This window comes from Limosilactobacillus gorillae (genome assembly GCF_001293735.1).
GTDB lineage: Bacteria > Bacillota > Bacilli > Lactobacillales > Lactobacillaceae > Limosilactobacillus > Limosilactobacillus gorillae.
In genome coordinates this window covers 1-26,995 of the sequence record NZ_BCAH01000012.1, presented here as the reverse complement: position 1 = coordinate 26,995, position 26,995 = coordinate 1, and the positions used below count along the sequence as shown (strand labels likewise).

Sequence of the window (26,995 nt, the reverse complement as noted above, 5' to 3'; positions counted from 1 at the left end):
AAACTTATCGAATTTGGCGCCGTATTACTTCATCTGGAAGATGGATACATTATTCCGGCGTTTTAGCCTTCTTGATATCAAGATCAGCTTCCCACTCAGCGTAAATCTCTTGATAACGTTCCTCTTCCTCGTCTTCGTATCCACGAAAGATTAACCGATCAACTGCGTCTTGGTTAAAGAAGGCCCCTTCATCGGGTTGAAAACCACCTGGATAGGGGACACCAAGATAATCAGCATAAACGGTTTCACCATGATCATCTTCAAAGACCGGACCACGGGCGATAATCATTAACTTCATATCACCGCCCTTTAAGTAGACTAACGAACCCATTGGTAATAAGTTTGCTTTTGTCATCTTATTTACTTCCTTTCTCTTTGCGCCATTTCTTAATTACTGTTTTGATAAGCCCGTAAATGGCAATAAAGGGCGCGACGCCAATACAATTAATGATCCAAAAGCCAGTGCTATTAAGTCCTTCACCAGTTTGGGACCGAACTCTTATGGTTGGTAGCCAAACTAGTGGTGTGTAAATCAAAGCAAAGATTATACATCCGATAATCCCCCATAAGTAGGTCTTGTATGAGAAGTCTGAATCATTCATTATTATCACCCTCCTTTGGGGCTACCCCTGAGGCACCATCCTTAGCTGGTGGGTAAACCCGCGGATGTTTCGTCGCTGCTTCAGCTGTAAACCACCATTCTTTATCGGGAATTTTATATGCTACTCTAAATTTTTCATTATACTTTTGAATATAGATCACTTTAAAAAACCTATCCAATTGATAAAAAAGCATAGCAATTATTGGTATATAGAGCATATACATAGTAGAAAATACAGCAAATTCCAATTTTATGTGTCTTATGGCAATTGCATATATTATCATTACAATATTAATGAACAAAGTTAATATTATTGTTGTAGTAATAATATTTATGTTATTAATTTTAAGTTTTTTAGCGTGTATTTTCATGAACCAATAATATGCAGATACACAAAAATATACAAACATTATAAAAAGTTGAATAAAATATGAAATCCATCCTTGAACCGCAACAAGCAGTATCGTTGTAAGTGGTTCCATGGCAAAAAAAGTTACCAAGATCCAGATAAAGCCTATCAATGCTCCATGTACTGATGCCATTCCACGATTATATTGGGGAATAACAACCCACAGGAATACTATTAAAAAAAGGCCTAAGTCTAGAATCTTTACAATTGGTCCAGTCATATTTCCCATTATACTTGCAATCCTATTTCCTGAGTTTCCATAATCACCTTGGGCGGGGCCAATTCCAATTGCATATATTGCGATGATAAACCCCAGCATTAGTATGAATACACCTAATTTTTTAAAGAAACCAGAATAAGAAAAACTTAATACGGTATCGATATCTTTTTTGCGAATATATTTTGACATTTCCTTATAAGTAAAATTAAACATGTCATACACCTATCAACTTTCTAGTTAAACTAACGATCACCATATCAACTGGGTTGCGGAGTTGTTTTTTCACCCGTTAATGCGTCATATCCTTTGCCTAAAACTTTTTCAATCATGTCATATGCTTTATCCTTGCTATTTATACCGACTAGTTTATCAATGACTTTTCCCCACGCCCAATTAGCACTACCAATGGCAAATCCAATACCTGCACCAACTGCTGTACCTACTATAGGGATCGCACTACCAATAGATGCTCCAGCCATTGTTCCTTCAAGTGGTCCCGCATTCTTAATGGTATTCACACCTGCATGAATTACCGAATGGCCAACGTTCCCACGCGTAAATGCATTTGATTTATCATTATAGGCAAAAGTAGTATCGACACCAATGTTAGCAACAGCACCAATCCAACCGGCTTTCTTAGATAACCACTTCGTACCCTTGACAACCGCACCGAGCTTTGATTTAAAGCCAAATTTAGCGAGTGGTTTTCCTACTTTTTTGATTAGGTTCTTTACTGCTTTAGATGGCTTTCTAATATAACCAACTACTTTACCAAATGAGCTAGCTTTCTCCCCTAGCTTAGAGGATTTATAAATGTTACTGAAGTGATCAATGACCTTATCCGTCTTCTTTTGTAACTTTTGAATTTTAGAAACTAAGTTACTAGCCTTTGTGGTCGAAATGACCTTCCCCATCTTCTTGGAGAATTCGTTTAATGCCATCACGGCCTTCCGATCTTTAGCGCTTTTTTTGTATAGTTGACTATAAAAGTTATGATACGTTCTAGCTAATCCCGTAAGGACGCTTGCTCCTTTGACCAATCCATTATCTGATACCGCTTTCTTAACCTGATTATATAATTCTCTGTACTTGCTGACTCCCACGTTAAATGAGCACATGGTCAGCATACCATCGACCTGATTCAAGGTACTGGCTGGTAATGTACCCCCGTATTCAGCAAGTTCTGGATAGTTTTTTTGGAAGTATTCTTGAGTGATCTGATCAACCGTATCATTATTGGCCCGGATTTCCTTCTTATACTTGTCGGACTCGAAGATCTTCTTATCCTTCGTGGAAGTATATGGACCAGTATGTTGAGCCGTCCCACCAACCGTACTTAAGGTTAAATTTTGTGTATTAAGTAAGCTTCCAATATCCTCGGTTAGCTTCCGACCGTCAAAATCCCATAAGGCTTGCCGGAGATTAGTAATATCCTTTACAGCAGCTTGGGCATTGGTATCAACTGCACTTATAATCAGATGATTAAGATAAATTAAATCGCTGATCCCAGTAAAAACACTATTCACGTCCTTAGCCACTTCATCAATCGCTTGTTTTTGCTTATTAACGTCATTAATCAAGCTACCTAAAGCGCCAGTCCCAATAATGGCATTGCTATCATATTCCGAAGTTGCGGCTTGGAGATTATGATAAAGGTTCGAATACTCGGTTAGAATCCGTTGCCCCACCCCTTGGTAACCAGCAATTAAGGGCTTAGTATAATTATTAAATTCATCATCAATTGCGTCTTTAGTTGCTCCCTGCATACTCTTCGTCGAGGCAACCGATGCAGCTGCTTTATCAGCAGCCCCTAACTCAGTGTCCGTTGTGTTAATTGAATTTTGTAAGGCTGTATAGGCTGTTTGTAGTTCATTAAACTTAACTTTAACCACTAAGTTCACCATCCCTCCACGTTTGGTAGTTCAAAGCCATTATCCCTGCTCGGGCAAGTTGCTCCTTTAAGTATTCACTGTATTCTTGACTTAACTTAGTTTCTGGCCCTTGGACCTCAACAGCCTTAATCGCGATATTACCGACCAAAATCGGTTGAACATCACCTACTAACCCTTGTGGATATGGGTAAGCTAGGTAATCAACAAAACGATTATCAATAACGGTTTTTTGGGCCACAACCACCACCTGTCGCTTTGGATTAAATTCGCTCATTTCAGCCTGCATTGAAGCGGGTTGGAGAGTAGCATCTAAGGTTAGTACCGTTCCAATCGGGTAAATCGGACTGTAGACAAAATCAATTCCAAACATTAGATCTAAAAATTCCAGTCGCGTAATAGTAATTGAATTGTCCAACTGTTTGATCATCACCTGGTCACCAAAGGTTATTGTTAAGGGTGATCCCAGCAAGGGTTGGTAATTATATGATGACTCACCCTTAATGAAGGCCACCAAGACCTGGCGATGAAGTTCTAAATTCATCCCCAGCGTTAAGACAAACTCATCAATAAGTGGATCGTCGGGAACCGTTAACTTAAATTGCTCCCGGCATTCTTTTAACTGTGCTTCCATATCATCACCTAGCCCACTTTAAGGTCATCATAACCCTGCTTATCAGTTTCAACCTTGTTACCGGCTACCGTTTGCAAGTTAATGGTTTGATTATGAACATAGGTTTTAAAATTACCTAGGGACTTATTAAAGGACTTAATATAGTTTTCAAACTCTTTGAATGGTTTCGGTTCACTACTGCTTAAGCTAATTGAGGACAATTTATCAATTCCATTTACACCAGTCGAATAACTGGATACGACCTGCGACCAGCCTTCTTTATCGACACTAATTTTTACCATATAAATTTCCCCCCTAATGGTTATCTAACTCAAGAAGCCCAATCCGTGTTTCAATCTTTGTAATGGCATCACCAATATTGGTCGTAAGAACATGGGTCGAGGTCTTTACCGCTTCGACCTTCTTATTAAACTGATCCCGGCGGTTACCTTTAAAACTATCTTGATAGTAAGACTTGATCGATTCTAATTCTCGTTCCTGAGCTGACATGTTAGTTTGGTAGGTTCTTAATTTAGTTTTAGCCGCATTTAATCGTTGTATTTTTGCTGAATTTTTTCCCATCGTTCTACTCCGTTAATAATCTGATCCGTAAGCCGTTCATTCCACTGAAGTATGATAATTCGTCTTCTCTCATGGCCGGCTCTGAGTACCTAGAATTGACTTTAGCAATTGACTGATCGTGGAAGCGAACACCCAATGCTCCAACCGTGGTTGAATTCTTTAGGGCTTTATCAACTCCGCCATAATTAGCAATAAATGATTTGAAAGCACCAATAAAGAAGAAATTAATTCCAACCTGCTTAGCAGCCAGCAATGTACTTCTGAAGTTATCCTCGCTTTGCCCTAAAATGGCACCTAATAGATGAGCATTCACTACCAAGATATAGATTGGTGATTGGTCATGATTAACCTTGCGTTTTTGAATTTCTTGTTTAATTGTGTTGAAGAATGCTAACACCTCGTCTTTATTAATAACTTGGTCAAAAGTATTTGGTCCGTAGGCAACCTCATCTTCACTGGTCTTCACTAGATAACGAGTAATTCCCCTGAGGTGCTTAAAGCTCCGTTTAACGGTTGCCAAAATCATTTCATCTTGGACGTAGTTATCACTAAAGATGGTGAAGAAGCCACTTTCTGATAAATTAACGCCAACTGGTTCAGCACTTTCTTTATCGTAACCCAGTAAAATATTGTGATGGTTAAGCAAGTCAAGAACACGTTGATCCTTGAAGGCGTTATCTGCCAGTATTTCCCTTGGCAGCATCGCCACCTTCTCCGGCACCTTCCCTTGCCAAGCTTGGCTCATCGCTTCACCCAGCTGACGCAGGTCTTGAACAATCTTAAGTGAATCATCATGTTCACTCGGCGTATAAACCTGAAAGGCCAACATTTCTCCGTCAACTTCTAATTGCCCCCGTCCCGGGATGGGGCTTTGCTTTAGGACTTCCCGGCCTAACATTTCCCGCGGGGCGTTGTCGTCAACCATGTACAACCCAATTCGAGTGGTGATGTTTGATGTCACACCCACTCGAAAACTGGAATAACGGTTGGCGGTTATAATCGTGTAGATTCCCAGGGCCTGCCCTTCCCGAAGGAGCTTGGTGATCACTAAATCAATGTCGTTACGTTGGGCCTCATTTTCAACCACTGTATCATAGGCATCAATGGCAACTACCGTTACCGGTAAGCTTTCACCGGTCAGCTCTTCATACTGAGTAAGGTTAGAGACTCCCTTATCTTGGAACAGCTCCTTACGATCATCGACCAATTTGGATAGCTTCTTGAGGAGCTTACCGAGCTTTTCTAAATTATCAAAGCCGGCAATATCCCCAACATGGGGAAGCCCAACTAACGGTAAAAGTCCATTGGTTCCAAAATCAAGCAAGTAAAATTGGACCTGTTCCGGATTGTTGGTTTTCGCCAAGTTCGTGATAATTGTTTGTAAGGCCACCGACTTTCCATAACCAGCTGAACCAATAATTAAAGTTGGATTAAGCTTGGCCAAGTTAAAGTTTAGTGGCTTTTGTTCCTGATGTGATGGAATATCAAGCATACCGAAAGGTACCGTAAGGGTTCGTTCCTTAGTCCAGGCTTCCTGCCAATCAATGGCAGGGCCCGCTAGGCTTTCCCTCAGCGGCGGCAACCATGGCTTCATTGGAATCACGGCGTCCACTTCATTCGTATCCCTGGCAATTTCATCCACCACGGCTTCTAGTTGCGTTTGCCCATCGGTGACGCTTCCTGATTCAACTTCGGATAAATCCCGGGTTAAAAGTTCCGCTTGTCCCAAGTGGTTAATTAACCAGATCCGATTATCGACTTGGTTAGCCACGTCATTATCGGGTTCGTAATCGGCACTGGAATAGGCCGATTGGAAGAGTTCGTAGATTTCGTTATTCCCTACTTGCAAGTAAGCCCGTCCAACTTGGGTGATCGTGGCAGCGTCAGGGGTGTGAATAATCTCCTTCGAATCAGCTGGTTCCGACACCTTTAAGGCAATTTTGAAGCGGGAGTTGGACCAGATCTGGTCATTAACCACCCCGCTGGGCTTTTGGGTCGCTAGGATTAAGTGAACCCCCAGAGACCGCCCAATCCGCGCCGTAGAAACCAATTCATCCATGAAGTCTGGTTCATTTGCCTTCAATTCGGCAAATTCATCAGAGATTAAAAAGAGGTGCGGTAGTGGCTCGTGCGGGTACTGCTCATCATTAGGGTGATGCTTTCCTTCCTTATAAAGTTTGGTGTAGCCGTTAATGTTATTAACACCGAATTCTCGGAAGTAGCACTGCCGCCGCTGGAGCTCGGCATGAATTGATTTCAATGCCCGATCCGTCGCCGCCCCGTCCAAGTTAGTAATCATGCCCATCAAATGAGGTAACTTAGCGAAGAGGTTTGCCATCCCCCCACCCTTATAGTCAATTGGCAAGAAGCCAACATCTTCGGGGGCAAAGTTAACGGCAAGCGACAGGATATAGGACTGGAGTAACTCCGACTTCCCAGAACCAGTTGTCCCAGCGATTAACCCGTGGGGGCCATGGACCCGTTCATGGAGGTTTAAATCAACTAAGTCGTTCTTCCCCCGCATACCCAGTGGTACCGCTAAGGTCTTTGACGTATCGGCCTTAGCCCAGCGCTTTAAGACGCCCAATTCGTTCACATGCTTAACCCCATACAGATCTAAGAAGGTAATGCTATCGGGAATCGAGTTCTTTTCGACTTCAATATGATTGAGGTTGGCCAACCGTTTGATCGAATCAGTCATCGGGTAGCGGACTGGAGCAGGATTTGGTTCAAAGTCAAGGTCCAGGTAAACGTGGTCCTGATTAACCAGGGTTGCCAACTTGCTGGACCGGTATTCGACCAGGGTGGTCACCGTTTCGGGCAGGGCGTTGGCAGTTTCCTTAGCCCAAATCACCGTTACCCCATAGGGACCAAGGTCTTCGTTTAAGAACTCATTTAAATTGTGACCATTCAGCCAAGACTCGTCTTGAATTACTAAGACCAAGTGAGGCTTAAAGAGATCCCCCTCCTTCATGGCGTGCTCTTGAATCAACTGACGCCGTTGAACCAGGAGCTGATAAACTGAATTGAGGACCATATCCCGCGTTTGTGAATTGTAAACCAGTCCCCGTAGGTTCATATCCTCGGACTGAAAGTGCGGCAGCCACCGCCACTCCTGCCAGTGTCTTTGGTACTCCTGCTCGTTTAAGATGGCAACAAACTGGACGTCGTGGTAGGAATGAAGGCTAGCAATTTGAAAGAGAATTGTCTGCAGACTGGTCTGCAAGACCGCGTCCGGACCCGCTAGACCCAAGGTTGCTTGGCGCAAGAATACCGTAATTGGCGCGTCATGCAGAACCCGGTAAGGCTTAACGATTTTTTCTTCTACCCGCTTCTCCTCTGTGGTCCGCACTTGCCCTGCCTTAACGTCGTAGTCTAACTGGTAAGACGTCGGAATCGTCCCGTGACCCAGGCTAATTGCCAGAAAGTCATCGTGAACCATGAGGCGTTCGTACAGACGAGCGTCATAGTGGTGAACCCAAGTAGATAAGGTTTCAAGGGTCGGGAAATTATAATTTAAGGCTTGCTTTTGCCTAGCCTGGAGGCGGTTAATCTCCCCGGCCGTTTCCAAGAGGTAATCCTGATAAGTAGCCTGGGCCCGCTGGTTTTTAGCCTTAACTTCCTTTTTCTGAGAGAAGTAGTTGCTGACGGAAAAGGCGGAGGTTAAAAGGGTGATCCCTCCCATGCCTACCATCATGTAGGAGTTATAGCCTAATAAGTAGGCTAAAACCGCGTACATGACGATCATCCCCACCGGCGGAATAATCATTTGCATGACCGAGTTCCGCGGCATTTGCTGATCTCGGGGGACATTGGCGACCTTGACCTTATTTTCCGGTGGCCGTAGGAAGATCCGCGGACTTCGCCGAAAGTTGGGAAAGTCCGGCGGGTATTCATTTCCCTGGGTCGTCAAAGACAGGTGACCAAGGTTAACTTGAATGTCATTACGGAGGGGTGTGACCTTCCAAAAACTCTCCCGGGGCTCAATTAAAAGCCCATCGAAGTACCAGATGTCCCCAGTTTGCCAGGCATAAGTCTGCCGATCAATCGAATGCCCGTTAACATAGACCTTGGCGCCATGGGAAAAAACATCTAGACGCTGCTGCTCAAGGTCAATCCGGGCAAAGAGGTCCGTGGGGTATTGAAAATCACTGTACTGGGATTGAAGGACAACCTTAGTCGTAGTCGGTTTAAAGGTGTAGGTGTGTAGCTGATCCCGTTCCACAAGTTGCCAACCTGCTAAATTTTGGTTATTCAGAGCTTGCGGCTCATCATCTAAGTAGACCTGTCCCCCTTCAACCACGACCACATGCCCGGCAATTTGACCCTGCCCCTGATTAGCCAGGGACAGGTGCTCAAAACGTTCTCCCTGATAAAATAGGTCCCACCGTACTGCTTGCTCGTCACGGAGACGATCATCAAACCGCAAGGCTGGATCAAAGGTCAGCTCATTAATTGCTTTCAAATTCATTCTTTGATCCTCCAAGCTTTTTAATGTACTTATTGATTTGCTTACGGTAATTATTCAATCTCTTTTGCTTGGTTGCGCCATTCATCATGTCATCATTTTTCGTCTCAGTATATAACTTGGCATAGGCATGAAGGATGTATTCGCTATCTCCCATATTTTTAGCCAGGGATAGTGCTTGGTCATAGTCAGCCCTTCCCAAATAAATCCAGTAGCTTAACTGAACCTGCGAAGATTTTTGCGAAATGTTTTTCAAAACCACCTTTTGTTGGTCATTAGATAGGGAATCTTGCTTGATATACGAAACTGCTAAGATATAGCGTGCTACTTGCGGTAATGAACCTGAACTATAGCGCTTTAAATCGTCCGTTACCTGGCTATAATTAGCCATTTGATAGTCAGATTGCGCCTTAATAATTGCGGATTGCTTTGGAATTGTGTGGAGTCCCCAGTAAAGTGACAGGGCCACCAGTACAACGGCGATTCCGCTGGCGATCCAGCTGGACCATTTCATTAGGTTATAGCGTCTCTTCTTAACTGTTACCTCCGTTTGATGATTAATTTGGACTTGGACATAAATTTGACCATCGATGATTTTCTTGACTTCTGTTAAAGTCGTCGCCTGGGCTAATTGTTGCGCCAAAGTAGTTTTAAGAGCCACTTCTCCCGCCACCACTTTTCCGTAATCTAAACTCGGGTTAATCATCCATAAGGCTAAAGCTCGAAGCTGGGAAACCCGTTGATCTTCACTTTCCACTACTGGGGCCACATAATCGTTTAACCCCCGGTGCATGGCCACGATCCGATTGCCAACTACATAAAGATTACGTGGGTGAATGAAGGCTTGCTGGCCATCCGTCGATTGATTAAAGAGCCAGTAGCTTTGGGGGATTAATTCCATCACCGCTAAAGGTGTCAGTTGAGCCAGATACTTTTTAAGCGTAATCGCCGTTTCCGGAATCGTATAGGCGACTTGAACTTGATCTTCCCCTTGGCTTTGAATCTCTCCGGCTAGATAATGATCATCACCTACTAAAAACAGTGTGTATTCATTTAACCGGGCTAGTTGAAACTGGGCGGCCGTTAAGGTGACAATCCGCTGTCGCTTGGCATCGAGTTTTGAAATTTGTAATTGGGTAAAACCATCATGATAAGTTGGCATCTCTATACCTCGTGTGTCATTACTTGTAGCTGATCACCATCACTAATCGGATAATCACCGAGCGCAACTTGTAAGTCAATTTGGAGATCTTTATTGGTGATTTGTAAGTCAAAATGGTTGGGCAATGTAATCCGTAAACCGGCTAATACCTCGGGTAATTGCGCCGCTAGATTAGCCAGGGTCATTTGACGCGGAATCTGTAAATCCAAAATTCGGTCTTGGATTCGTAAACCAACTCGCATTAAACTCGATGCTGCCATGTAAAACCTCCCGTCTGCTTATAAGAAGCAAATTGACGTCCTAACCAGCCACCTACAATTAAAGAAATCATCATCAAAATCCCAATATATACCGCCTGATGATAACGATCCCACCACGATTGACTTTGATCAGCCGCTGTGTAGATTGTTGGTGCCGTATATTTGCCACCAAACACATAGGTTTTTAACACTTGATTATTGTGCTTAGTAATTACGGCGTCGTTACTTTCATGGTTGGTGAACGCTACTTGATCAGCCCGTTTTCCAACTTGATTAGCCCGTTTCATTTCGGTTTGATTCTTCTGATCTCGTTCTCCCGCCCACAGTGTCTTAACCCCGTAGTCCCGTTTAGCACCGTTATTAGATCGTCCATCGTCATAAATGGTTTGCGTGTTAACTGATAAACTACCGTCACTAGCTGCTTGGGCTACCGCTGGCACGTTTAAAGCGGTCAGTAAGATAACCCCTATCACTAGAAGCCAACGTTTTTTATTCGTCATCATCTTCAACATCGTTACCTCCCGTTAGCTGGTCTTCGGTGGTAACTTGAGTTGGTAGTGGCCGTATTAATAAGGAACCAATCGTGGTAAAACAAATCAGTAGAAGAAGTCCTAGGATTGTTGCGGCACCAATGATTCCACCATTGTAAAGTACTGAATATCCCGTTTGAATATTTTGCAACGGTGACCATTGATATAGGAATCGGATAATACTCCCCGACCGTGTTAACATCCCTAAAAATGGGGATAACATTACAAATAGGCTTCCAATAATCCCCATTACAATTACGGCTACCATCCGGCTATAACGAGCAATCATCATAACCAAGCTAGTCAAGGTGATCATGATCAGCGACGCATAAATCGTCCAGGTGATCGGGTCAGACCTTCCAGCTAAGGAACCTGTCCCCACCCCAAGGGCAATTCCGAGAATTAAGCCTGCTATTAAGGTGATCCCCACACTTGGTAGATTTAGCCATACCCGAGTGTGCTTAATCAGCGCCGTCGTTTTGGTTAATCGTCGCCCCGGAAGGAATCGATTAATGGCTAAACCAACAACCGTCGCCGCTAAGGTTCCAATCACGGTCATAAAGAATGGTAAGATTGCCGTTTGCCTTGCCGTAGAGAATTGTCCATCCGCTGTTAATGGGTTGGACAAGAAATTGTAAACCTGAGCATTTTGGTTTTCCCCGTTTCGAGCGTTTTGCATTACCCGGTTAAAGTTATCCGCAAAGGTTTGATTACCTCGGGCTGATTGACGAGCATTGGAAACATTATCGTTTAATGTTGATCGAATCCCATCGGTTGTGTTCTTCAATCGATTGGTTGTCCCCGTTAAATCGTTGACTGTATTAGCCAAGGATAAACCCTGCTCAGTTGTATTTTGACCTAGTCCAGCAGCTTGTTGCGTAATACCATCCTGGAGACTTTGATACTGGTCGGCTAATGAATTATCACTCGTCTCTTTTGTCGCAGTCGTAGTTGCTGTTCCGGCATTAACGGCTTGCTGAGCCGATAAATACCATTGCAAAATATTTGATACTTCACTTGCGTAACGATCCCTCCCATCATCAACCAAGTTTTGATAGTTCCTTTCGTTTTGAAGAGAACTAATTCTGCTAAGTTGGCTTTGAATGTCCGCGTAGGCTTGCGCAATTCGTTTAGCGGAACCGGTTGAGATCGAACCCGTCGTTTTTACGTTAGCTTTGTTAAAGTTTTCTTTGATTTGATTAATTTCACTTTGGTAACTAGCTAAATTTGAGTTGCCTGTGTACCGTTGACTAACTAACTTAGCCGTATTAATCGTGGCTTGGATGTCACGATTAATGGCTTCAGTCATACCAGTATTGGCCGTTATCCCAACAGTACCCGTATTTTCCCTTTGGTCATTCCAAGACCATGTGTACGAACCCCGACCAGAATAAGAAACCGTCAGAGTAACCGCTTCAATATCATTATTAGCCGGGAAGGTTACGATTTTAGTACTATTGTCGATGGTTGCAGCGTCTGAGGTCGTATTAGTTGAATTTAAATCAGCTGCTGCAATGTCCACATCGACCCCATCAGGGCTTGAGAATTTAATCGTTGTCGCTTGTCCGCTTGGAATATTAGCTGGCCGCGTTAAAGTAACCAGATACTTTTGGCCAGCTACATTTCCTGTTTGGGTATTAGTTTGATTTTGACTTTGGCCGAAAGTCGTACCAGCCAGGTCGTTATAGGCCGTTAAAATTTCTTTGGCACGGGTGTAATCACTCCAAACGTTATCTGATATCCCATCTGGTTTTGCGGAATAAACTGGTAACCCTTCAACTTGAGTTTGAATCAATTGTGCTAATTGCGCTTCAAGTGATCCATTATTGGAATTGGTTTGGATCAACTTAATATTTTGCCCAACCGAATTACCTGCATTTAGTCCATACGCTCCTGCCAAGGAATTCGATAGGTTCTCCAGGGTCGATTTATCAGCATCTAAAGCGTTAACTAATGATGATAGGTTATCCCTTAACTCATCACCTGAATTAGATCTCGTGCTAATTGCTGCTTGAAGTAAATTATCGGGATAGGTATTAAATTCAAATTGGTTTTGGAACTCTTGGGAGCTGGTCGTTAAGTTTGCCACCTGATTAGCAAGATTTTCTAATTGGTCCGTTGAATTGGTTTGAGCTTGTGTAACGGATTCACCAAGATTAGTTAAACCCCTTTGAACTTGACCTGAGAACGATTTAATTGTTTCTAAATCAGCTTGGTTAGATGCGCCTAAGGTACTAGCGGTATTAAAGATTGAATTATACTGATCTGATAATCCGCTAAAGGGAGATTGAACACCATTGGTCAAGTTTGCAACCTCATTTGATCGAACGTTAGCCTGACCAGCCACAGCTAATTGGGCATTTCGAAGGTTTTGAATTAAGGAAGCAAAGTACATTCTTACGACTCGATTATTAAAGTAGGTTACCAATTTAGTAACTTGAGCACTAATTTGCTGATTAGTGACTTCGTTTTGCCCCTTACGAACCTTATATTTAATTCCAGCTTTCGTCGGATTTGTTGAATTAAGGTTTAGCAGTTGGTTAGAGAAGTTGCTAGGAATCGTGATAACCACATCGTAAGTCCCATTTTCGACTCCAGCCTCGGCTTCATCGGCTGAAGCAGTACTCCAATCTCGCTTGGTATCCTGTTCAATTAGAGTTACAAAATCAGTCCCTAGGTTATAGGATCGATTATTAAAAGTAGCCCCATTATCATTATTAACTAGAACGTACTTAACGGTATCCTTGCCTTTCTGTCCCGTTTCTTGAACGGCATTAGAATTATGCGGAACTAACCATACTAAAAGAGCGATCACAATCAAACCGCCCAACACCACACCTGTTAACCCTACGTAACGATTTTTTAATCGCTCACGCCATTTACCCATCTCACTTACCTATCCCTTATCATCATTTAGTAATCAATTATGTTTTTAAAAAGGTCCTTCGTCATGGTCACTTGACCCAGGCGGAGGACCTTCCATTAATTTAATATGTTCGTCTTACAGAGACTGAAAAAATTAGCTTAACCCAAATGCAGTACGGTCTTGGTTATCCCGATCTTCAGCTGTGTTAGCGTAATTGTTGAGTTGTTGATTAATTTGCGTCAATAATTCAATCATCTGATTAACGTTTGGCCTTAATTGTTCAAACTGATCCATATAACCTTGGAATGCCTGACCTTGCCATTCGGCGGACATATTACTATTCTCGGTTGAGATGTTATTTAGTTGAGTTTGAATTTCATTAGCGGCGGTGTTGTAGACGTTAGCAGACGTCCGAAGCTGTTCAGGGGTAACTGAAATCGATGACATAATTTGCCTCCTTTAATTTCTGGTATACATACAAGAAATATTCAATATATTTCATTGGGAGCAATTTTATCATTCCTTAACCAAAAATTCAAAAAATCAAAAAACATTATTCATAAATATGAGTACAGATAAGTGAATTTAATCTATAAACACCGCCCTATCCATTGATCGGTGAGATTTGTTTTGCTAAAGTACTATGAAAAAAGAAAGGGAAAATTTTAATGAATTCAAAATATTTACGTCAAGTTCCCCTTTTAATCGGCGGGCTATCAGTGGGATATTTAATCATGACCACTGATGCTAGTGCCGCTACTTACTACGTTGCTAAAGATGGCGATACACTTTCTAATATTGCTAGTGACGCCAATGAAAGTATTAGCCAATTAGCGGCCGATAATAATTTAACGACTAGCAGTCAACTCCAAACTGGTCAAAAGATTTTAATTTCTACCAACACAAATAACCGGACGACCCAGAAAAGTTCCCGTTCAACAGCAACCAGTGGGACTAGTAGTGATGTGCAAGCTGCCTTAACAGCACTTGGTGATCAAGTTGGTAACACTCTTTATAATGGTCAATGTTACGGCTTAACTGCCTGGTATGTTGACCAGCTTAACGGACCAGCTCTAATGGGCTCTGGTCATGAGTACGCCCAAAATATTGGTGATGACTATGACTGGACCGCTTATGGATGGACGGTAATTAAATATCCTTCAGTTGACCAAATTCACCCTGGCGATGTCATTTGCTGGGAAGCCGGTGGATCTTTAAGTCCAGGAATTTATGGTCATACCGGCGTAGTTAAGTCAATCGATAGCAATGGGAACATGACCACCTATGAACAAAACGCTGAAGGTGGCCAAGTCACCCAACAATATAACCGGACTTATAATCAAACAAAGATCAAATCCGTTATTCACAAAAATGGTTCGGCTGACTCAACGAACTCTACCAATAGCACCAACACAACCAATCCAAACGCTGATCTCTCTACTAGTGATGCCCAAGCAAAGGAATGGATTGCTCAACGTGAATCGGGTGGCTCCTATACAGCAACAAATGGGCAATACTATGGCCGTTATCAATTAAACAGAACCTATCTAAACGGTAATTTGTCAGCTAATAATCAGGAAGTGACCGCTAATAAGTACGTCCTTAACCGCTACGGTTCCTGGAAAGCGGCCCAGCAGTTCTGGAAGGTTAATGGTTGGTATTAACTTCAAAGCTAAAAAGGTGGTGTCAACTGACACCACCTTTTTTAAATTCAGCCTAATTGTGAGGGCAAGTCATTAGAGAAACTATCAATAGTACACCACGGCACGCCCTTTTCGATAAAATTTCTCTTAACCTCATAATCTATTGACATTAGCAATTGTGTATGTTATCACACTCTACTAATGGGGTATTAATTTAGATACCCTTAAATTCCGTGGGTTGCATCCGAAATACTTCATCTCGAAGTAACGCCACGTAAAAAACAAGAGGAGGTAACAATTATGTTACAAAAAATTGCTAAGTCGAAGAGCTTTGATTTACTCGGGGTTCTAATTGTTGTTACGATCTCAATTGCTTCTGGTTACTTAACCGAAACCTTAGCCGATGTTACCCATTGGGGACCATGGACGGCCTTCGTACCGTTTGGAATTATCTCGATTGGTAACTCGATTCTCTCGATCTATTCAACTCGCCTTACTGGCCGAATGAATAACCTTGGGAATATTGTCGGAATTGCCAATGTAGTACTTTCTGGGAGCATCGACTATATTCTGGGAAATAAAGCCGCTGTTATTACTTATCCAGTAACCTTTATCATTTATACAGTGGCAATTGAGCACTGGAAAAAGACGAATAAGTATCAAAGCTCCAAGCCAATGACTGGTATCAAGGGAATTCTTACCATCGTTGGAATGTTCACTCTATCCATGATTTTTTCGCTTGGAACAAACTTTATTGGTTGGACAAACGGTCTCACCAACCCCCTCTTCTGGATTACCGTTATTGCATTTGGCTTAAGCCTCGGTGCAAACGTTCTTAACGCCATGAAATTTGAAATGCAATGGAAATTCTGGATGCTCTATAACTTTATCCAATTGGTTAAAGCTGGAATCCAGGGTAACTTTGCCAACCTTGGTAAGTACGTATATTATATTATCAATGCTATTGCGGCCTTAGCTTTCTGGAAGAACCCTATCAAGGTAGCCCCTACGTCTAAGATTAACCAAAGGGTTAACCACGCTTAGCCTTTACCTAATAGTAATCGTTAAATTTTATTCAATTAAGTACGAAGCAAACCTTCTAAATAGATTATTTTTTGGCGGTAGTGTTACGATCCATGCTAGAATCAGCCGCAAGGAAAAACTCCCGTAATCTCTGACTAATGACTGAGATTTTACACAAATAGTTTTTTCAACTCTTCCCTTTGAGAAACCGAAAGGAATGATAAAAATGGCAAAAAATCTCGTCCTTTACTACTCAGCCACGGGAACAACTAAGGCAGTCGCTGAAAAGGTTGCCCAACAACTTGGCGCCGACATGGCTGAGATTCACCCAATCACCCCATATTCATCAGCGGATTTAAACTGGCATGATAATAAGTCACGGACCTCAATTGAACAACATGAGCATAACAGTCGGGTTGAAGTCGTTGATGATTTCCCAGATCTTAGTAACTATGAAAATATTTTAATTGGTCATCCGATTTGGTGGGCAATTCCACCACGGATGATCAACGCAACTATTGATACACTGGATTTAAATGGGAAGACCTTGACCGGGTTTGCGACCTCGGGCGGTTCCTCTTACGACCGTTCCCAGAGTAACCTTGCCCGGACGGTCGAGCAAAACGGCTATGATCTGACCCTAAACCAGGGAGCAATCCTCAGTAATAACGATCGCCAAATTTCAATTTGGCTTAATTCACTTACCCTTAATTGAACTTAACGGGAGTCCTCCACAGAGAAGACTCCCGTTATTTTTAACCTTATTTCGCACAAAAAAGTGCACGATTACTCCCCCCAGGTGTGTAATCGTACATAGTTTACATGGCTATCTGTTAGCGATTATTGATCAGCGATATCATAAGTTTTATTACCGTTTTTAGTTGTGTACATGACCTGGCTCGTATCGTTCGGATTCATTAGGCTTAAGGAGTAGCCATCCCCCAGGGTCTTCACTAATTGCGCCGAAACCTGATCCAATGAATCGGTCAGTGATGACCAACCCATTTCGCTAGCCTTGGACGGGTTTTCTGCGAGGTACTTGAGCGCATCAGCTTCGTTCCCGCCTGACGGATCAATCTGGTAGGTCTTGGATGACGAATCATACGCCACGCTACCAAACTTCGAGTAGGACGATTGGAGCTGCTTTAAAACCGCGGCTTCCTTTTGCTCTTGACTCATGTTGCTGGTAGAAGAAGAGAGTGCCGTGCTGTTGGAAAAGCCGCTGATACTGTTGCTACCCGTCTTTGACGAAGAGGCCGTTTTCGCACTCGCCTGGCTGCTGGCCGATGATGAAACAGCGCTAGTGTCGTGGTGCCAGTACGGCAAATTAACTACCCCGTAAACCGTGACAGCCAGGCTGACCAACACCAATAGGGTTGCAAGCTTCCACTGACGATATTGCTGCCAGGAGTTAGCAAGGTAAAAGCACCCCAAAATAAAGATTAGACCACCAAAAACTGCTAAAAGTATCATTTTTAATTCACCTTTCGGATATTTTATTCTTAATGTTGATTGTCTCACTTAACGCAATTCGCTACAATAATAATATTAAGTATTAGTATTATAGGAGACTAACTATGCGAATTTATTTAGCAGGCCCCTTCTTTAGTGATGAACAAATTGAACGCATCGCTCGGGCCGAACACGCCTTAACCGAGAACCAAACCGTTGATTCCTTTTTCTCCCCTCGCTTATCAGATGAAAACGAATCGCCCTCACTAAAAGAAGGGACACCGGAATGGGCGCAGATGATTTTCAAAAAGGATGTCGAAGAAATTGATAACGCTGATCTCGTGGTGGCAATCGCCGATTTCGTCCACGAAAACGTTGATTCCGGAACCGCCTTTGAAGTCGGCTACGCTTACCACTCTAACAAGCCACTTGTTATTGTGCAAGAGCTAGACGAGCCCCTCAATTTAATGCTCGGTCAGGCTCTGACGTACTACACCACTTCCGTTGATGACTTAGCCGCCCTTGACTTCAACCACTTACCAACCCAACCTTTCAGCGGCAAAACCTTCTAGAGATACAGCCTTGGAAAAACGAAGACAAGTTAAATTAGAAGACGTAGCGGCCCTAGCCGGCGTTTCCAAAACGACGGTTTCGCGGGTTTTAAATAATCGCGGCTACCTGAGTAACGACACCAAGCAAAAGGTCCACGAGGCCATGGCTCAGCTTAACTACCGCCCTAACGCGATCGCCCGTCAACTCTTCACTCAAAAAACCAATTTAGTCGGCCTGGTCTTTCCGACCGTCAACGACCCCTTCTTTGGCCAGCTAGAAGCCGGCTTAGACGAACACCTCTACAAACGGGGTTACCGAACCTTAATGGGTAACAGCCAGAACAACCCGCAAAAAGAAGAGCAATATCTCCAATTACTCTTAAATCACCAAATCGATGGCCTAATCATCGGAGCCCACAACCCAGCTATGCCAGACTATTTGGAGGCCTCCATGCCAATCGTCTCGATTGAACGTGCCGTCGCCCCTCAAATTCCGGTTGTCGCCTCTGATAACTATCGAGGCGGCCAGCTGGCCACCCAGCGCCTATTAGACGACGGGTGCCGACACATCATCCATACTAACTATCCTAAGGAGGTTATGACCACCAACCAGGGGCGGCGGGAAGCCTACGAAGATCTAATGCGAACTAACGGACGCCCTGCCATCACCTACGAAGTCAATTATGATACTTCCGTGGAGGAGAAAAAGGCCATTTTCACCCGCCTGTTCGCCGAGCATCCCGAAGTTGACGGCATCTTTGCCGATAACGATACCAACGCTGGCCTAATCATTCAAGTAGCTAAGCAGCTGGGTCGACGGGTCCCCGCCGACCTTAAGGTGGTTGGCTTTGACGGTGCCGATGGGACTCGGATTCTCTTCCCAGAGCTAACAACCGTCCAGCAGTCAATTAACGAAATGGCCACTGTGGCCGTCGAACTGTTAGAGCGACAAATTGCCGGTCAGACAAAGGTCGCTTCGGTGACCCTGCCGATAACCCTGTTAGAAGGAACCACTGCCTAACCGGCCAACCAATCCGGTTAACCCCGCCAGTAGCCCACTACCCGGGATTGTCGGGGCGTCGGCCTTTCAACAAAAATTAGACGGAAACTTGGCAACTGAATGGTATTACTGAAAGAATCTTTAAATAAAAAGGCAAAAAGTACTTGCCAACCTTATCAAAGTCAGCTAGAATTGAAAAAAATTAAATAAGAGAACAATGAGAAAGACGAGTAGGCCATTTGATTTGTCCAGTGAGCCGGTGCTAGTGAAAAACCGACCAATCCTCAGTGACTGAATAACACTTTCTAAAATTACTAACCCAAATGCGTACGCAAAGTAGGCTTAGTCGTAACCGGTACGTTACCACCGGATGAGTATGTTAGTACTCAATAATAAGGTGGACTAGGTTTTACACTAGTCAACTTGGGTGGTACCGCGGAAATAAGCCTTTCGTCCCTTGTTTAAAAGCAAGGGGTGAAAGGCTTATTTTTTTACCCGTGATTTAACCACAAAGGAGATATGACTATGTGTGGATTCTTAGCTGTTGATTCCAAGGAGTTTGATTTAACAACCTTTTGTGAAGCCCTCAAGAAAAACGTTGACCGGGGCCCGGATATGACTGAAACATTAGAAGAAGCCGATGCTATCTTTGGCTTTAACCGTCTGGCGGTTATGGACCTGTCCGACGACGGGATGCAACCATTCACGAGTGATGACTGCACCCTAGTCTGTAACGGTGAAATCTATAACTTCTTACAACTTAAGGAAAAGCTGCAAGCTGAATTCGCCTTCCGAAGCTCCAGCGACTGTGAAGTTTTAATTCCGCTCTACCGCAAATACGGGCTGGACACCATGTGTAAGTTGCTAGACGCTGAATTCGCCTTCGTCCTCTACGATAAGACCACCAAGAAGGTGGTGGCCGGGCGGGACCCAATCGGAATCCGGCCGATGTTTTACGGTTATACCAAGGATAAGGGGGAAATTGCCTTTGGTTCCACTGCTAAGACCCTGCTAGACCTTTGTGATAAGATCATGCCCTTCCCACCGGGGCATTACTACGACGGTGAAAAGTTTGTGACCTATCACGACCCAGCCATGGTTTCACGGATGCATACGCCCAGTTTTGAAGACGCCACGACCGGGATTCGTGACTACTTGGTTAAGGGCGTTAAAAAGCGGCTCCATGCTGACGCTCCGGTTGGCTACCTTCTGTCTGGGGGATTAGACTCCTCACTGGTTTGTTCGATCGCCACAAAGCTGCAACCAGAAAAGAAGCTCAAAACCTTTGCAATCGGGATGGACCGCAATCCAATTGACCTCAAGTACGCCCGTGAAGTTGCCAACTACTTGGGTACTGACCATACCGAATTTATCATGACGCGGGCGGATGTTTTAGGGGCGCTGCGTGAGGTCATCTACACCCTGGAAACCTGGGATATCACAACTATCCGGGCCTCAATCGGGATGTACCTACTTTGTAAGAAGATCCACGAAACAACGGACCTAAAGGTAATTCTGACCGGGGAATGTTCCGATGAAATGTTTGGTTACAAGTACACCGACTACGCCCCAAACGCCGAAGCCTTCCAAAGCGAATCAATGAAGCGAGTACGGGAACTGTACATGTACGACGTTTTACGGGCCGATCGGTGCATCTCCGCTAACTCCTTAGAAGGCCGGGTGCCGTTTGCCGACCTAGACTTCGTAGAATACGTCATGTCATTAGATCCAGATATGAAGATGAACCACTACGATAAGGGTAAATACCTCCTGCGGATGGCCTTCGCTGGGCATGACTACCTACCAGACGACATCTTAATGCGCGAAAAGGCCGCCTTTTCCGACGCTGTTGGTCACTCGTTAGTTGACGATTTAAAGGAATACGCTGAAGGCCAATACACTGACGAAGACGTAGCCAAAGCTAGTGAAAAATACGCCTACAAAACACCGTTCACCAAGGAGTCCCTCCTCTACCGTGATATTTTTGAAGAATTCTTCCCTGGCAAGGCGAAGTGGATCAAGGACTTCTGGATGCCAAACAGCGAATGGGAAGGCTGTGACGTGGACGATCCATCCGCTCGGGTCCTCTCCAACTACGGAGACTCCGGCAAGTAAGTCTTTAAGGCCGTGACGTTAGCTATGTTGTATCACGGTACACGGTACGCTAGTTAGGGCGTTGCTCCTTCATCAGAATTTAACGGGAAACTAAAAAGAGCCCGCTGTCGTCAAGACAACGAGGCCCTTTTTTATAGGTAGAAACTCTACCACATTCCTATCAAATGCATCCACAGGGTCCCAATTCCGCCCCAAACAATGAGGTAAAAGAGCCCTAAGATGAAGTTCATCCTCCACCATTCACTCTGCGTGACATAACCTGACCCGTACATAATTGACGAAGGCCCGTTAGCATAGTGGGTCGTGGAACTAAAGATCGCCCCATCAAAACCGAGCAATAAGGCGGCTAACATTGGGGGGACCCCCGCTGAAATGGCTACCCCTAAAAAGGCACAGTACATCGCCGAAACATGGGCAGTCGCCCCAGCAAAGAGGTAATGGGAGTAAAAGTAGACCATTACCAATACCAGTAAGACGACTCCCCAACCAACGCCATGCAAGCTGTTACCGATTGTCTTTGAAAGCCACGGAATAAACCCAAGGGTATTTAACTCTCCAGCCATAAAGATCAGGATTGAAAACCAAATTAAGGTGTTCCAAGCCCCGGTCTCGTGAAGGATATCGTTAATCGATAAGACCCCTGATAATAGCAATAAGGAAACCGCCATAAATGCTACCAAAGTTGCATCTAAACCAATGAAACTCGAAAGCATCCATAAGACTAAGGCAAAGATAAATACAATTCCCATTAGTTTTTCAGGAAGGCTCACCCTTCCCATCTTCTCTAATTCAGCTTCGGCCCACACCTTGGCATTTGGAGTCTCCTTTACCTCTGGCGGATAGAGCTTGTAGAGAATTAGGGGAACCAAAACTAGACAAATTATCCCGGGAACGATGGCAGCCATTAGCCATCCCATCCAGGTAATGTGAACATTAAAATCCTTGGCCAGTGCAACTGCTACCAGGTTGGGGGCCATGGCGGTCATGAAAAGGCCACTGGTAATCACGTTACCGTGGAAGGCGGATAAAATCAGAAAGGAGCCGACCTTCCGTTGGGTACCATCCTCCGGTTTGGAACCGTAAGCCGCCGATACGGATTCCAAAATTGGAAAGACAATTCCTCCCGCCCGGGCCGTGTTGCTTGGCGTTGCCGGTGAAGTCACCAGGTCGACCCCAATTAAAGAATAGGCTAATCCTAACGTCCGTTTTCCAAAAAGTTTAACGAAGATGAGGGCAATCCGACGCCCGAGCCCCGTATTTACAAACCCCCGTGATAAGAAGTAAGCCATCGCAATCATCCAAACGGTGCTATCGCCAAAGCCCTTCATGGCATCGTTGATAGTAGTAACGTGGAAGAGTACACACACCGTCATTGCAATGATGGCGACCCCGGCAATTGGCAACGGCTGACTAATGCAACCAATAATGGTGGCCACGAAGATCGCCAGCATGTGCCAAGCATTTACTGATACCCCAACTGGCTTCAGGGGCGTTAACAGCCACAATGCTCCCCCGATAACCAATGGCCAAATTAACTGTTTATACCTTACTTGATTTAACTTCATGAGAAGCTACCTCCGATATAGGTGAAGAATTAGTGACACGGTGATCAATATTCATTATCAATCCCTTTTGTGAATCCGCTTTTATTTTTCGCCAAAGGGGGCTGGTTGATTAATCCAGCTACGCCCCTTCAAAAAAGCCCCAGACCGCACGTCAAGACGATCCGAGGCTGTCGGTAAAATTATCCCTAGGCTACTTAATGAAGCTGACTTGTTTTTGAATTTTCTTGATTTCAGCTTCCTTACGTTCGTTGAAGAGAACCTTGTTCTTTTCAAAAAGATTATCCCCGTTGGTATCAATGGATACAATCAACGGACCGTAATCCTTAACTTCGCAAGACCATAACGTTTCCGGCATTCCCAAATCTTTCCATTGGGCATCGACGATCTTCTGGACCTTCAGGGCTGCATAAACGGCATTTCCGGCTGGATAAACCAGGTGTAACGCCTTGTACTTCTTGCATGCCCGCTCAGTTCCAGGACCCATCCCGCCCTTACCAACAATTAGCTTTACGCCGGTTTGCTTGATAAATTCTTCTTCAAACTTCTCCATGCGCATACTGGTGGTTGGGCCAACAGCGACCATCTCATATTCTCCGTTCCCCTTATCCTTAATGATTGGGCCAGCGTGAAGGATCGCCTTGTTGGAGACATCAACTGGCAATGGGCGGTGTTCTTCAACTAACCGCCGGTGGGCAACGTCGCGGCACGTTGTTAACGATCCATTTAGATAAACAATATCCCCGATTCGAATGTCTTTAATGTCATCATCGGAAATTGGCGTCGTTAAATGATAGGTTTTCATTAGAGTTCCACTCCTTTGTTGTATGGCAATTCATAGTTAAGATCTTCGTCAAACTTGATTAATCCACGCCGGTGTGACCAGCAACCAGTGCTGACGGCAACCCCGATCGTTGATGGGTGGCGAGCCGTATTGACCACGTTAACCCCCATTACTGACTTTTGTCCCCCAAAGCCTTGAGGTCCTAAGCCAATGTTGTTAATCCCATCTTCTAACAGGTGCTCGAGCTTAGCCGCATTGGCATTTTCGTTTTCACTGTCAACTCGACGCATTAAGGCCAGCTTGGAGTTCATAGCAGCCGTTTCCACTGAGGTTGCAACCCCAACCCCAACTAATAACGGTGGGCAGGCATTAACCCCGTAACTAGTCATCCGATCCATCACGAAGCGAACCACGCCTTCATACCCTTCACCAGGCATTAAGACCTTGGCTTCCCCAGGCAGGGTGCAGCCGCCCCCAGCCATGTATACGTACATTTCAATGTTCGTACTATTTCCGTCAATCTGGGTAAAGACAGACGGGATTCCATCCCCAACGTTCATCCGGGTATTAAATTCGTCAAAGGTTTGGACCGCATTATGACGGAGAGGAGCTTTTTTGGTTGCCCGATAAACGGCATCCTTTAAAATTTGGTTTAATTCACCAAGCAACGGGAAACGGGCACCTACCTTAACAAAGAACTGTAATGCCCCCGTGTCCTGACAGCTTGGCCGCTTCAACTTGTTCGCCAAGAGCTGGTTTTCCATCATCGTGTCATAAACCAGCTTTTGCAGCGGGTCCACTTCTACCTTCTGCAATTCGAGGAGCTTTGCAGTAACATCATCTGGAAGGCGGTGGCTAATAATCGAAATGTAGTCAGCTAATAAGTCACGCATCCGTTGCCCCTTCGGCGATAAGAGGGGTTCGGTGTAGTCGTATGTCATAGTATCCATTTTTCTTCCTCCTTTAATTTACATGGTCATTTTAAAAAGATACCGCCCCTACTTCGAACCTTTACATGACCACCTATGCCATTGACCGACTAATGATTAATTTCACAAGTGTAATTAAAAAAACATTTTAAGCACAAAAAAAGGATACCCCTACCTGGCATCTATCCCTTATACCAAGCAGGAGTTATCCTCTTTAATAAAATTGTGTACTTCAAAACAAGGCCAATAAAATCACAAAATTATTCTCACCAGAAATTATTGATTTAGCAATGATTTCAATTGGTTAACCTTAGTTCGTAATTCTTGATACTCCATAAAATACTGCCGATATGTGCAGTGATCGCAAGCACTTAGCTGCTCATCCTTACGGACCTTTAACCATTCCATTAACGAATCCTCAAGCCACTGCTCTTGTTCATGAGACAAGGGGCGCTTAAATAAATCCGTCTTTGGATGCTCAATTGAGCTAAGGTGACTCCGGTATGCTGACGGTGTTTGCCCAAAGTGCTTCTTAAACATCATGTTAAAGGACTTAACTTCTTTAAAGCCGTTATCAAAGGCCACTTCTGCAATCTTAATGGAGGGATCCTCTAATTCGATTAGGGCGTGCTGCAATCGACACCGTGTACAATACTCATAGTAGTTAATCCCCAATTCGGCTTTAAAAATTCGTGAAAGGTACGCCGTTGAGTAGTGACCAACTCGGGCCACCGTTTCCAAATTAATGTCTTGCCCATAATTTTGATTAATGTACGCAATAACCCGCCGCAAAGAACCCTGACGTCGTTTTGGACGCTTAGCCGGTTGGGAATGCTGGGTAAGAAAGTCAGTCACCAAAACATTTGTAAGGCGAAAGTAAAGGGTATTAATCGTAAATGCCGATTGATGACGTTGAATTCCCAAGCTTAACTGGGCTAGTAACTGGCGAATGAGGTCATAATCGCGATGACGCCGTAACCGAACACTATTTAAGTTAAAGCCCCCTTGGTCTAAGTTGACTCCTTGGCCAATTAAAAATGCCGGTGGAATGTGCAACCGCATGGCAATACAGTCTTTTTCCAAGGCGAAAGTTGCGTGACCGCAATTAGAATTGATCACTAGCAGGTCGTTTTGGTGCATCATGTATTGGTTGCCATCTACGTTAGCTTCAACGGTCCCCTTTAATAGCCAAATCAATTCAATTTCTTCGTGCCAATTATAATGATAATTTCCAATCATATACGTCAATAAATTAAAATTCACTTTAGCGGTATTGGTGTAGGTGATTCCGTCTAGCATACGCGTTCTCCTTTAACTTATTTCACACTTCCCTTTATGAAAGCTTACACTATTTTGGTGCCATTGCGAAAAATTTAGGGAGGTTCGATCACAAAAATTTGGTACTCATTTTAAATCAGATGTTAGTTATCCTTATTATTTACATAGGATTTTAAATTATCTTTATTATAACAAGCCTCCAATAAAAGGACCAAAAAAGTCAAAAATTTACTTTCTACAACCTTGTTAAAGTATAAACTTACGATGAATAGGAGGTGGTGTTTTGACCCCAATTCTGCTTGCCAGCGACTCCGCCATCATCAGCGCTGGTCTTAATAGTTTAATTACTTCATTTGACTCATTTCAGGTTACTTGCCAGGTTACTAACGGTTTTTCCGCAGGGTTAGCCTTGGAGCGGCTCTCGATTGGCATTGCCATCATTGATCTGGGAATGCGAGGAGAAAACGCCCTCCTCACCATTGGACGTCTCCACCGGCAGTATCCCCAAGTTAATATCATTGCGCTTAGTTCACCAGCCGCTTCCCACCCGGACCAAGCTCTTCAACAAGGGGCTCGCGGTTTTATTTTGACCGATTCACCTGCTTCGGAGATTCACTGGGTTTTAGATCAGGTTAACCAGGGATCCGTTGGGTTAGATCGCAACCTTTCTTGGGAGATTAATGCTTCCACTACAAAAAGTTTACCCTTGGCTTCCCGTTACAGTCGCCTATCGAGTCGCGAACAGGAGGTTCTCCCCCTTATCATCTTGGGTTACAGCAACCGCCAAATCGCTGATCGCTTATTCATCTCCGTCAAAACCGTTGAGCACCACAAGAGCAATATTATGCGTAAGCTTGGTGTAAATGAACACGCCCAGTTGGTTAGTTACGCCGTCAAACACCACTTAGTTTCACTATCATAAGAGCCAGTCCAACAAAGTTAATTTATAGGTACGATCCCCATAAGTACTACTGGGGCCCCAATAACGTACTGTATGTATTTACCCATAAAATTAGGGCGTTACTCCTTCATTAATATTTTATGGGCTGGATACCCGT

General features: G+C 44.1%; 25 protein-coding genes and 1 other annotated feature. Of the genes, 7 read left to right on the top strand and 18 right to left on the bottom strand.

Annotation, left to right across the window (positions count from 1 at the left end):
• Nucleotides 1-49 precede the first annotated feature (49 nt).
• The 13 genes from AOQ57_RS02225 to AOQ57_RS02165 all read right to left on the bottom strand — a co-directional run bounded on the left by AOQ57_RS02225 (nucleotide 50) and on the right by AOQ57_RS02165 (nucleotide 14,047).
• Nucleotides 50-355, bottom strand: a complete 306-nt coding sequence (locus AOQ57_RS02225) for a DUF4176 domain-containing protein (protein ID WP_093624794.1) — start codon at nucleotides 353-355, stop codon at nucleotides 50-52.
• 1 nt (nucleotide 356) lies between these two features.
• A complete protein-coding gene (locus AOQ57_RS02220; protein WP_093624792.1) occupies nucleotides 357-602 on the bottom strand; it encodes a hypothetical protein in 246 nt (81 codons plus the stop codon).
• Nucleotides 595-1,443 (bottom strand): beta-carotene 15,15'-monooxygenase, encoded by an 849-nt coding sequence (locus tag AOQ57_RS02215; RefSeq protein WP_093624813.1) that lies wholly within the window; start codon nucleotides 1,441-1,443, stop codon nucleotides 595-597. The genes AOQ57_RS02220 and AOQ57_RS02215 overlap by 8 nt, the downstream gene beginning before the upstream one ends.
• 44 nt (nucleotides 1,444-1,487) lie before the next feature.
• A complete protein-coding gene (locus tag AOQ57_RS02210) occupies nucleotides 1,488-3,122 on the bottom strand; it encodes a T7SS effector LXG polymorphic toxin (protein ID WP_157686475.1) in 1,635 nt (544 codons plus the stop codon).
• A complete protein-coding gene (locus tag AOQ57_RS02205) occupies nucleotides 3,115-3,753 on the bottom strand; it encodes a DUF4176 domain-containing protein (RefSeq protein WP_093624788.1) in 639 nt (212 codons plus the stop codon). The genes AOQ57_RS02210 and AOQ57_RS02205 overlap by 8 nt, the downstream gene beginning before the upstream one ends.
• An 8-nt stretch (nucleotides 3,754-3,761) precedes the next feature.
• Nucleotides 3,762-4,034, bottom strand: a complete 273-nt coding sequence (locus AOQ57_RS02200; protein WP_093624786.1) for a hypothetical protein — start codon at nucleotides 4,032-4,034, stop codon at nucleotides 3,762-3,764.
• A gap of 13 nt (nucleotides 4,035-4,047) precedes the next feature.
• Nucleotides 4,048-4,314, bottom strand: a complete 267-nt coding sequence (locus tag AOQ57_RS02195; RefSeq protein WP_093624784.1) for a YwqH-like family protein — start codon at nucleotides 4,312-4,314, stop codon at nucleotides 4,048-4,050.
• Nucleotides 4,315-4,318: 4 nt separating this feature from the next.
• Nucleotides 4,319-8,785 carry a type VII secretion protein EssC gene (essC, locus tag AOQ57_RS02190; RefSeq protein ID WP_093624782.1) on the bottom strand — a complete coding sequence of 1,489 codons (4,467 nt, stop codon included), beginning with the start codon at nucleotides 8,783-8,785 and terminating at the stop codon, nucleotides 4,319-4,321.
• Nucleotides 8,766-9,944: a type VII secretion protein EssB/YukC gene (locus AOQ57_RS02185; protein WP_093624780.1), complete on the bottom strand. Its 1,179-nt coding sequence runs from the start codon at nucleotides 9,942-9,944 to the stop codon at nucleotides 8,766-8,768. Before AOQ57_RS02185 ends, essC begins: the two co-directional genes overlap by 20 nt.
• A 2-nt stretch (nucleotides 9,945-9,946) precedes the next feature.
• Nucleotides 9,947-10,204, bottom strand: a complete 258-nt coding sequence (locus AOQ57_RS02180) for an EsaB/YukD family protein (protein WP_093624778.1) — start codon at nucleotides 10,202-10,204, stop codon at nucleotides 9,947-9,949.
• Nucleotides 10,186-10,716 carry a hypothetical protein gene (locus tag AOQ57_RS02175; protein WP_093624776.1) on the bottom strand — a complete coding sequence of 177 codons (531 nt, stop codon included), beginning with the start codon at nucleotides 10,714-10,716 and terminating at the stop codon, nucleotides 10,186-10,188. The genes AOQ57_RS02180 and AOQ57_RS02175 overlap by 19 nt, the downstream gene beginning before the upstream one ends.
• The gene (gene esaA, locus AOQ57_RS02170; RefSeq protein WP_093624775.1) at nucleotides 10,694-13,621 is read right to left on the bottom strand and encodes a type VII secretion protein EsaA; all 2,928 of its coding nucleotides are present in this window, start codon (nucleotides 13,619-13,621) and stop codon (nucleotides 10,694-10,696) included. The genes AOQ57_RS02175 and esaA overlap by 23 nt, the downstream gene beginning before the upstream one ends.
• A gap of 132 nt (nucleotides 13,622-13,753) precedes the next feature.
• The gene (locus AOQ57_RS02165) at nucleotides 13,754-14,047 is read right to left on the bottom strand and encodes a WXG100 family type VII secretion target (RefSeq protein ID WP_235788992.1); all 294 of its coding nucleotides are present in this window, start codon (nucleotides 14,045-14,047) and stop codon (nucleotides 13,754-13,756) included.
• A 221-nt stretch (nucleotides 14,048-14,268) separates the two neighbouring features.
• Between AOQ57_RS02165 and apf the strand changes: the two genes are divergently transcribed.
• The 3 genes from apf to AOQ57_RS02150 all read left to right on the top strand — a co-directional run bounded on the left by apf (nucleotide 14,269) and on the right by AOQ57_RS02150 (nucleotide 16,981).
• Complete coding sequence (gene apf, locus AOQ57_RS08290; protein ID WP_235788991.1) at nucleotides 14,269-15,264, top strand: aggregation-promoting factor; 996 nt, start codon at nucleotides 14,269-14,271, stop codon at nucleotides 15,262-15,264.
• Between the two features lie 279 nt (nucleotides 15,265-15,543).
• Nucleotides 15,544-16,287: a nicotinamide mononucleotide transporter gene (locus AOQ57_RS02155; protein ID WP_093624771.1), complete on the top strand. Its 744-nt coding sequence runs from the start codon at nucleotides 15,544-15,546 to the stop codon at nucleotides 16,285-16,287.
• 205 nt (nucleotides 16,288-16,492) lie between these two features.
• The gene (locus tag AOQ57_RS02150) at nucleotides 16,493-16,981 is read left to right on the top strand and encodes a flavodoxin (RefSeq protein WP_093624769.1); all 489 of its coding nucleotides are present in this window, start codon (nucleotides 16,493-16,495) and stop codon (nucleotides 16,979-16,981) included.
• 125 nt (nucleotides 16,982-17,106) lie between these two features.
• On the opposite strand, the gene AOQ57_RS02145 is transcribed toward AOQ57_RS02150, so the two are convergent.
• Complete coding sequence (locus AOQ57_RS02145) at nucleotides 17,107-17,739, bottom strand: hypothetical protein (RefSeq protein ID WP_093624767.1); 633 nt, start codon at nucleotides 17,737-17,739, stop codon at nucleotides 17,107-17,109.
• Nucleotides 17,740-17,843: 104 nt separating this feature from the next.
• On the opposite strand from AOQ57_RS02145, the gene AOQ57_RS02140 reads away from it, so the two are divergent.
• The 3 genes from AOQ57_RS02140 to asnB all read left to right on the top strand — a co-directional run bounded on the left by AOQ57_RS02140 (nucleotide 17,844) and on the right by asnB (nucleotide 21,384).
• Nucleotides 17,844-18,290, top strand: a complete 447-nt coding sequence (locus AOQ57_RS02140) for a nucleoside 2-deoxyribosyltransferase (RefSeq protein ID WP_093624765.1) — start codon at nucleotides 17,844-17,846, stop codon at nucleotides 18,288-18,290.
• 10 nt (nucleotides 18,291-18,300) lie between these two features.
• Entirely contained in the window at nucleotides 18,301-19,290 is a 990-nt protein-coding gene (locus AOQ57_RS02135) for a LacI family DNA-binding transcriptional regulator (RefSeq protein ID WP_093624763.1), read from the top strand.
• Nucleotides 19,291-19,477: 187 nt separating this feature from the next.
• Nucleotides 19,478-19,730: a binding site (T-box leader), on the top strand.
• Nucleotides 19,731-19,794: 64 nt separating this feature from the next.
• Nucleotides 19,795-21,384, top strand: coding sequence for an asparagine synthase B (asnB, locus tag AOQ57_RS02130; RefSeq protein ID WP_093624761.1), 1,590 nt, complete (start codon nucleotides 19,795-19,797; stop codon nucleotides 21,382-21,384).
• A gap of 146 nt (nucleotides 21,385-21,530) precedes the next feature.
• On the opposite strand, the gene AOQ57_RS02125 is transcribed toward asnB, so the two are convergent.
• The 4 genes from AOQ57_RS02125 to AOQ57_RS02110 form a co-directional block, all read right to left on the bottom strand.
• On the bottom strand, nucleotides 21,531-22,949 hold the full coding sequence (locus AOQ57_RS02125) for a DASS family sodium-coupled anion symporter (protein WP_093624759.1): 1,419 nt from the start codon (nucleotides 22,947-22,949) through the stop codon (nucleotides 21,531-21,533).
• A gap of 190 nt (nucleotides 22,950-23,139) precedes the next feature.
• Complete coding sequence (gene ttdB, locus AOQ57_RS02120) at nucleotides 23,140-23,751, bottom strand: L(+)-tartrate dehydratase subunit beta (RefSeq protein ID WP_093624757.1); 612 nt, start codon at nucleotides 23,749-23,751, stop codon at nucleotides 23,140-23,142.
• Nucleotides 23,751-24,680 carry a L(+)-tartrate dehydratase subunit alpha gene (gene ttdA / locus AOQ57_RS02115; protein ID WP_093624755.1) on the bottom strand — a complete coding sequence of 310 codons (930 nt, stop codon included), beginning with the start codon at nucleotides 24,678-24,680 and terminating at the stop codon, nucleotides 23,751-23,753. Before ttdA ends, ttdB begins: the two co-directional genes overlap by 1 nt.
• 255 nt (nucleotides 24,681-24,935) lie before the next feature.
• Nucleotides 24,936-25,958 (bottom strand): helix-turn-helix domain-containing protein, encoded by a 1,023-nt coding sequence (locus AOQ57_RS02110; RefSeq protein WP_093624753.1) that lies wholly within the window; start codon nucleotides 25,956-25,958, stop codon nucleotides 24,936-24,938.
• Between the two features lie 262 nt (nucleotides 25,959-26,220).
• On the opposite strand from AOQ57_RS02110, the gene AOQ57_RS02105 reads away from it, so the two are divergent.
• Entirely contained in the window at nucleotides 26,221-26,859 is a 639-nt protein-coding gene (locus AOQ57_RS02105) for a LuxR C-terminal-related transcriptional regulator (RefSeq protein WP_093624751.1), read from the top strand.
• The last annotated feature ends 136 nt before the right edge of the window (nucleotides 26,860-26,995 follow it).